The sequence below is a fragment of the Thioalkalivibrio sp. HK1 genome (assembly GCA_000583135.1).
Classification (GTDB): domain Bacteria; phylum Pseudomonadota; class Gammaproteobacteria; order HK1; family HK1; genus HK1.
Genome location: JFBG01000038.1, coordinates 95252 through 102695, shown reverse-complemented (window position 1 = coordinate 102695; position 7444 = coordinate 95252). Strand labels below are relative to the sequence as shown.

At 52.7% G+C, this 7444-nt stretch carries 4 protein-coding genes; 1 reads left to right on the top strand and 3 read right to left on the bottom strand.

The window, feature by feature from the left end; genetic code table 11:
• Positions 1–165 precede the first annotated feature (165 nt).
• Complete coding sequence (locus BF99_RS0111045) at positions 166–4356, top strand: type ISP restriction/modification enzyme (RefSeq protein WP_231471370.1); 4191 nt, start codon at positions 166–168, stop codon at positions 4354–4356.
• A 156-nt stretch (positions 4357–4512) separates the two neighbouring features.
• On the opposite strand, the gene BF99_RS22945 is transcribed toward BF99_RS0111045, so the two are convergent.
• From BF99_RS22945 to BF99_RS0111020, 3 genes are all read right to left on the bottom strand, one after another.
• Complete coding sequence (locus BF99_RS22945) at positions 4513–4791, bottom strand: hypothetical protein (protein WP_156013271.1); 279 nt, start codon at positions 4789–4791, stop codon at positions 4513–4515.
• 146 nt (positions 4792–4937) lie between these two features.
• Positions 4938–5330 carry a hypothetical protein gene (locus BF99_RS0111030; RefSeq protein ID WP_025770902.1) on the bottom strand — a complete coding sequence of 131 codons (393 nt, stop codon included), beginning with the start codon at positions 5328–5330 and terminating at the stop codon, positions 4938–4940.
• A gap of 241 nt (positions 5331–5571) precedes the next feature.
• Positions 5572–7089: an amidase gene (locus BF99_RS0111020; protein WP_025770901.1), complete on the bottom strand. Its 1518-nt coding sequence runs from the start codon at positions 7087–7089 to the stop codon at positions 5572–5574.
• Positions 7090–7444 lie beyond the last annotated feature (355 nt).

Genomic DNA, 7444 nt, shown 5'->3' with positions numbered 1-7444 from the left:
CCGGAAAGACATTCCCCAGCCTCAAAATCGCCGAGCAATTCAAGTTTCCCCCCCCCCCCCCCAACTCACAAAAAGCCGATAAATATCAAAGACTTAGAGGCTCGATCCAGCAGCGATAGTCAATATCGAGGAAATATCCTCTATCTGGTTCCCTCCTTGGCGTTGATGGCCCAGACCGTTCGGGAATGGAATAACGATACCGGACTGCCGATGCGCTCCTTTGCGGTGTGCTCGGATTCCCAAGTCGGCACCCGCCGCAAATATGCGGATAAAAACGATATCGCCGAAATCTCCACCACGGACTTGGAAATCCCGGCGACGACCGACCCGGAAAAACTAGGCCATGCAATGGCCAATGCACAAACCCGATCGGTAGATGGATTATCGGTGGTATTCGCCACCTATCAATCGATACAGGTCATCGCCGAGGCTCAGAAAAAGCATAACGCCCCGCATTTCGATTTGATCGTCTGCGACGAGGCCCACCGCACCACCGGAGCGACCTTGTCGGGGGCGGAAGAATCCAACTTCGTCAAAGTTCACGATAACGATATCATCGCCGGAAACAAGCGACTTTATATGACGGCGACCCCTCGGATCTTTTCCGATACCGTCGTTGCGCGCGCCCGCGAAGTCGAAGCGTCGCTGGCGTCGATGAACGACGAGAGCCTCTTCGGCCCGGTCTTTCATTATTTGAGTTTCGGCAAGGCCGTCGAGCAGAGGTTGTTGTCGGACTATAAAGTCGTCGTCCTCAAGATCGACGAGGGAACGATCAGCGCCGGTGTGCAAAGTGCATTGGCCGACGAATCGAACGAACTGAAACTCGACGACGCCACCAAAATCATCGGCTGCTATAAAGCGCTGGCCAAACAAGGGCTGAAAAAGGATTTACGCGCCGACCCCGGGCCGATGCGTCGAGCGTTGGCCTTTTGTCGCAGCATCAAAAGTTCCAAACTCATCAAGGATGAATTCGTCCGCGTCGTCGAGGAATATATCGAGCAGGAGCGGGGCCGGGAAGAGCGAGAGCAATCCCTCCTGCCCTGCGAAGTGGAGCATATTGATGGAACTTTCAGAGCCAAAGAGCGCGGCAGATTGCTCGACTGGTTGCGAGATGGCTCGCAAGACGGCGGCTGTCGAATTCTGAGCAATGCTCGGGTGCTAAGCGAAGGCGTGGATGTTCCGGCATTGGATGCGATTTTATTTTTGCATCCGCGCAAAAGCCAGATCGATGTGGTGCAGGCCGTCGGACGGGTGATGCGCCGAGCCGAAGGCAAGAAGTTGGGGTACGTAGTTCTGCCGGTAGGAATCCCGGCCGGCGTCCCCCCGGAGCAAGCCCTCAAAGACAACGAAAGATTCAAGGTGATATGGCAAATCCTCAACGCCTTGAGAGCCCACGATGATCGACTCGATGCGGTCATCAATCAAGGCGGATTGGGGCAGGATATCACCGACCGGATCGAAATCGTCACGGTCGTCGATCATTTGCCCAGCGCCCGCAAAACCCCGAGTGACAGCATCGATATCGGCGGCAGGGGAAGTCAAGAGCCCGCCGAATACTCCGACGAACCCACCGATGAATCCGATAGACAATATACGCTGGGGCTCGATGAAGCGTTCTCGCGGGCGGTGCTTGCGATGCTGGTCGATAAGTGCGGCAACCGCACCTATTGGGCCGATTGGGCAAAGGATGTTGCCGAAATCGCCCAAAGGCATATCAGCCGCCTCCAAGGGATATTGAAGCGCAATATCGAAGCCCGAGGGAAATTCGATGATTTCTTGAAAGAACTCAAAGCGGAGATCAACGATAGCATTCAAGAAAACGATGCGATCGAAATGCTGGCGCAACATATCGTGACCCGACCGGTATTCGAAGCCTTGTTCAAAGGCGGGGCGTCAATTGACCGAAACCCCGTATCCCGAGCGATGCAGAAGATTTTGGATCAGCTGGAATCCGAACATCTCGAGAAAGAATCCGCCTCTCTCGATGGGTTTTACGAGAGCGTCCGCCGTCGAACCGAAGGGTTGACCGATCCGAAGGCGAGACAAAAACTGGCGGCCGAACTCTACGAAAGTTTTTTCCGCAACGCCTTTCCTTTGACCGCCCAAAAACTGGGAGTGGCCTACACCCCGGTGGAGATCGTCGATTTCATCATTCACTCGATCGATGGCTTGCTCGAACAGGAATTCGGCGAGAATCTGTCTTCGGAAAATATCAATATCCTCGAACCCTTTGTCGGCACCGGCACCTTCATCGCTCGCTTGCTGCAATCAGGCTTGATCAAACCCGAAGACTTGGAGCGCAAGTACGAGAACGAAATATTCGCCAATGAAATCCAACTCCTGCCTTATTATATTTCCTTGATCAATATCGAATCGGCCTATCAAGCCGTCTCGGGGGCGAGAGATTATAAATCATTCAAAGGCTTGAATTTGACCGATACCTTCGAAGCGAAAAAACCGGATCTTCTACGCCGATATTTCGAGGAAACCCATCAGCGGAGGGAAAGGATGGAAAAACGGCGGATCGATGTGATTTTAGGTAATCCGCCTTATTCGGTGGGACAGAGGAGTCAAAATGATAATGCGCAGAATGTTTCCTATCCGGAGTTGAATGATCGGATTCAGGAGACTTATATCCAAGGGTCGTTAGCAACAAATCATACATCTTTACGCGATAGATATATATGTGCGATCCGCTGGGCTACAGATCGCATTCCAAATAGAGGAATTATCGGTTTCGTCATCAATGCCAGTTGGATAGAAAGTATATCAGCCGATCGTATGCGGGCTTGTTTGCAGGAAGAATTCAGCAGCCTCTATTTATTTGATTTGAAAGGTAATGCCCGTCTATCTGGCGATGCTTGGAGAAAGTCAGGTGGAAAGATATTCGGTGCAAGTGCCAGGGTTCCCGCTGTTATTGCTTTATTGGTTAAGAATCCTGACGAGGAAAGGCCAGGAAAAATCCTCTATTGCGATGTAGGAGATTATCTTAGTCAAAAAGAAAAACTGGAACGGATCTCAATTTTTCATAGCGCTGTCTTGATGCAAAAACAGGATAAATGGACTATAATCCAACCCAATCAGAATCATGATTGGGTAAATCAGCGTCGTTCTGATTTTCATAAATATATTCATATTGGAAATAAAAAACAAAAAGAGTCAGAAAAAATATTTGATCTTTATTCGGCAGGATTAAAAACAAATCGAGATGCTTGGTGTGTTAATCATTCAAAAAATAAATTGATTCATAATATAAATAGAACTCTGTCTTTTTATAATGAAGAAGTTGATCGATATCTGTTGTCAAAATCGAAAATATCGGCAGCAGATTTTGTTAATAGGGATTCTACAAAAATAAGCTGGAACTTCTCTGATTTCTATGAAGTTGAGCGAGGAAAGTATTTGGATTTTAATGAAAAATCCATTACTCATATGGTTTACAGACCATATAATAAACAGTGGTGTTACTATAATAGGAATTTCAATAATAGCGTACATTTGTTATCAAAATTGTTTTCTGTTAATGACAGCGAAAATAATTTTTTAATTGCAACGGCAGGACCAGGGGCACCTACTTTTTCAACATTGATGATAGGAGAATTGCCTGATTTTAGTATCATTGCTACGGGGCAGTACTTTCCATTAAAAGGATATCCGATTAATCTACCTCATACGGGTGGCCTATTGAATGGCAAATATTCCGAAGAATCGCATTGGCGCTACGCGATCTCCGACCAAGGCCTAGCCCACTTCCAACGAAAATACCCCAACCAAGCCATCTCCAAAGAGGATATCTTCTACTACACCTACGCCGTGCTGCACTCCGAACAGTATCGAGAAACATACTCAACCAACCTGACCAAGGAACTGCCTCGGATTCCGTTGGCACCGAACGATCGAGCCTTTCGGGAATTCGTGGATGCCGGCAGGCAACTGGGACATTTACATGTCAACTACGAGGAGGTCGAGCCCTACAAGATCGATCTCATCGAGACCAGAGAACTCCTTTCGGTATCCGATCAACGATATTATCGGGTCGAGAAAATGAAATTCGCAGGGTCGGCTCGTCAGCCCGATAAAAGCAAAATCGTCTACAACGCATCGATCACCCTTGCGGGCATTCCTTTGGAAGCATACGGCTACAAGGTCAACGGCAAATCCGCCATCGATTGGGTGATGGATCGGCAGTGCGTTCGCATCGACAAGGATAGCGGAATCGTCAATGACGCCAACGACTATGCCAACGAGACCATGAACGATCCTCGATATCCGCTGGATCTGCTACGTCGGGTAATCACCGTCAGTTTGGATACACTCGCCATCGTCCGCATCCTCCCGGAGTTGGACTTGGGTTGATGCCGCTTGGCTTTTTGAATAATAACAGCCGGGTTTTTTCGTATCTTTTGTGAAACTGACGCGGGCCTCGGTGATATATTCCGTGCGCAATAGATATTCGCATCCCATGATCGCGCTTTGCAGATGTTCGAACGCGCTGACGGGATTGTAGAGATATCAAATATCGGGATCGAGGCGATGTGATTTGAAATGTACATAGCATACTTTAAGGGCGTTGACTCGGGTAGGTCGATTGGTTGTCTTGCGGTGAAGGTCGGCCAAAATACTGGCATGTACATAGTCGGATAAAAGATAGGGTTTGCCGTGTTGATAATCGATGTTGTCAGTTGGCGGTGCTATGACCGCTTTCCAATATGTTCCGCATCGGGATTGGACTTCGATGATAAAGTCGCCGTCCTCGGAGATCGCAGGCATCATCGGCGCTATGCCGCTCATATTTCGACTCCTTTTATGTGAACCGGATACGAGTGTCCATCGCAAGGGGATAGTTCACGAGCTTCGCCATTCGTAATTCGCTACCCGTCCGAGACTTTTTCATCCCCTGCTGCGGTCCTTCGCTCTCGGCGGCCTGTGGTAAGGCTTCATTCCAAGATGCCCGCCTCTCGTAGCATCTCTCGGTAGGCCTTCACGCATTGGATGAGCATGTCTCTCTCGACGGCCACCGCGCACCGACGATCGATGTCGCGCTTGGTTCGGTCCTTGATATCGATGAGCCATTGCTCGATATTGGCTCGGTGTTCGCTTAGATCCTGCTCTATCCGATACGCTTCCGCTCTCGTTTCCGGCGATGGATTTTTCCGCATCAAGGCGCTGACTCGATCCGATATCTCGATGGATTTCAGGCTGAGGGTCTCGCATTCGAATCGGGTTTGCTCGTCCTCGAAGGCGATGCAGTCGAAGTCCGGCAGGGTGTCGTTGGCTGTCGAGGCGCATGCCAGACAGAGGGCGACGATGGTCATGATTGTGCGATTCATGATGCCTTATCGAGTGTGTGTTGGCGGGCTTGGGTGTCTTTCGATTCCCCGATAGTTCGGTATTTTAGCGAGATGATCCGAAGATGGGTCGATTCGCCGGTCGATGGGCTTGATCGGACGCAGGAAAACCAAGCCCAAGGCAAGGCCCGCTGCGGTGATTTCCATAGGCGATCGAGGGAATGGGGCATTCGAATGCAGGCGCTTCGGACGACCTGATGATCGCATGAGACATCCAAGACATCTATTGACTGCCGGATCTCTCGTTTCGCATCAAAAAATGCGCCGCTTCGAAAAGATCGGCATCCCGATTGCGGCCGGAAACGATCTGCATTCCCAAAGGCAAGCCCTTCTCGCCTTGGAGCAGCGGCAGGTTGATCGCCGGGGTTCCGGCCAAGGTCCAAAGCCCGTTGAAGATGGGGTCGCCGGTGCTATCGAGGCCGCTCGGGGCCGTTCCCGGTGCGGCTTGGGTCAAAATCGCATCGTAGTCGCTCAAAAATTCGTCGAGGGTTCGGGCCAGATGATCCGCGGCATCGAGCGCCTTCGAATGCCGCTCCGCCGAGATTGCCTGCCCCGCTTCGATGCGGGCGATGATTTTTTCGCTCAAAAGATGCGACCGCGATGCGAGATGTTCGGCGAAAATGGCGGCGAGCGATGCCCCCAAAATCGTCCGATGGATATCATCGGCGCGTTCGAACTCGGGCGGCAATCGCACATCGGGTAAATCGAGCCCCGATGTCGATAGCCAGTGCCCTCGACGAGTGCGGGCGTCTTCACTTTCTCGCGCTTGGTAAGGGGAGGGCACGAAGGCCAGACGAGGCGTTCGCCCGGGCGGTGCTGCGTCCTTTTTTCTTGTAAGAGATTGCGGGCGGCGGGCCGGCGGAGTTTCGCCAATATCCGCATCGAAGGGATCCGGTTGCATCAGCACGTCGGCGGCGAGGGCGAGATCGTCGAGCGAACGGGCGAAGATCCCGACATGATCGAGCCGCGGCGAAAGCAGATGCATCCCTCTTGTCGGGATCGAACCGAAAGAGGGTTTGTAGGCGAATACGCCGCAAAAGGAGCCGGGTCGGATCACCGACCCGATCGTTTGCGATCCCAACGACAAGGGCACCATACAATCGGCCACCGCCGCCGCCGACCCGCTCGACGACCCCCCGGGCGTATTCCCGAGCGCATGGGGATTGCGGGTCTTCCCCGGATGGGAGAGGGCGAACTCGGTGGTGACCGTTTTACCCAAGATGATCGCTCCCGCCGCGCGTAGAAGAGAAACGACCTGCGCGTTCGCATCGGGTCTGCGCCCTTCGTGGATCGGGGAGCCGAGCTGCGTTGGCATATCGTCGGTGTCGATGATGTCTTTGATGCCCACCGGAATGCCGTGCAAGGGTTTGGGGGAACGACCTTGCGCCAGATCGCGATCGCATCGGCGGGCTTGCGCCAATGCTCGGTCGGGATCGATGAAAGCCCACGCCCCGACTTGATGCTCGCGGGCTTCGATGCGGCGAAGGCAGGCGCTCATCAGCGCCTCGCACGAGAGTGTTCCAAGGCGGATGCGGGCCGCCGCTTCGGTCGCATCGAGGCAGGCGGGATCGTCGGCATCGATCGAGCGGATCGCGGATCCGGCGGCCGAAGTGCAAGCGCCATCGCAAGCGGGTCGAGCGGCATTCGAAACCCCGGCGACGGGTGAATCGGCGGTGGGTTGATTCACAGTCGAAGCATCGAAGCCCGATGTGGATTCCGGCCGCCCTCGTTCGCGATTCATGGATGGATCTCCTTGTAACGTGTTGTAGCGTGTGCTTGGTGTATGCCGCCGCTTTTCTCTATCCGGGTGACATGATCCGGGTGACCATTGCCACTATCGAAGCCATCGATTCGGTTGTCCTCGAAGGGCGCGGATGCAGGCTCGGCGATATCGAAAAGAGTCCGCGCGGCCCCGCCGCCGAGGCGGTCGATCGAAGGCCCGGCAACAAGGTTCGGAACAAAGAGTGCGATGCGAGAATCAAAAGCCTATCGCCCGAAGGGGCATCCTGGCATGCTTTTTCGAGTCACTTCGAGTCATTTTTGCTCTTCGAATCGAATTCTCCTTTGAGCCATCGAGATGATCTTCGGGCGAATCT

Excerpts from the sequence above, each read along its gene's own strand:
- BF99_RS0111045 (WP_231471370.1), top strand. The coding sequence starts at position 166 with ATGGCCCAGACCGTTCGGGAATGGAATAACGATACCGGACTGCCGATG.
- BF99_RS0111020 (WP_025770901.1), bottom strand. The coding sequence starts at position 7,089 with ATGAATCGCGAACGAGGGCGGCCGGAATCCACATCGGGCTTCGATGCT.
- BF99_RS0111030 (WP_025770902.1), bottom strand. The coding sequence starts at position 5,330 with ATGAATCGCACAATCATGACCATCGTCGCCCTCTGTCTGGCATGCGCC.
- BF99_RS22945 (WP_156013271.1), bottom strand. The coding sequence starts at position 4,791 with ATGAGCGGCATAGCGCCGATGATGCCTGCGATCTCCGAGGACGGCGAC.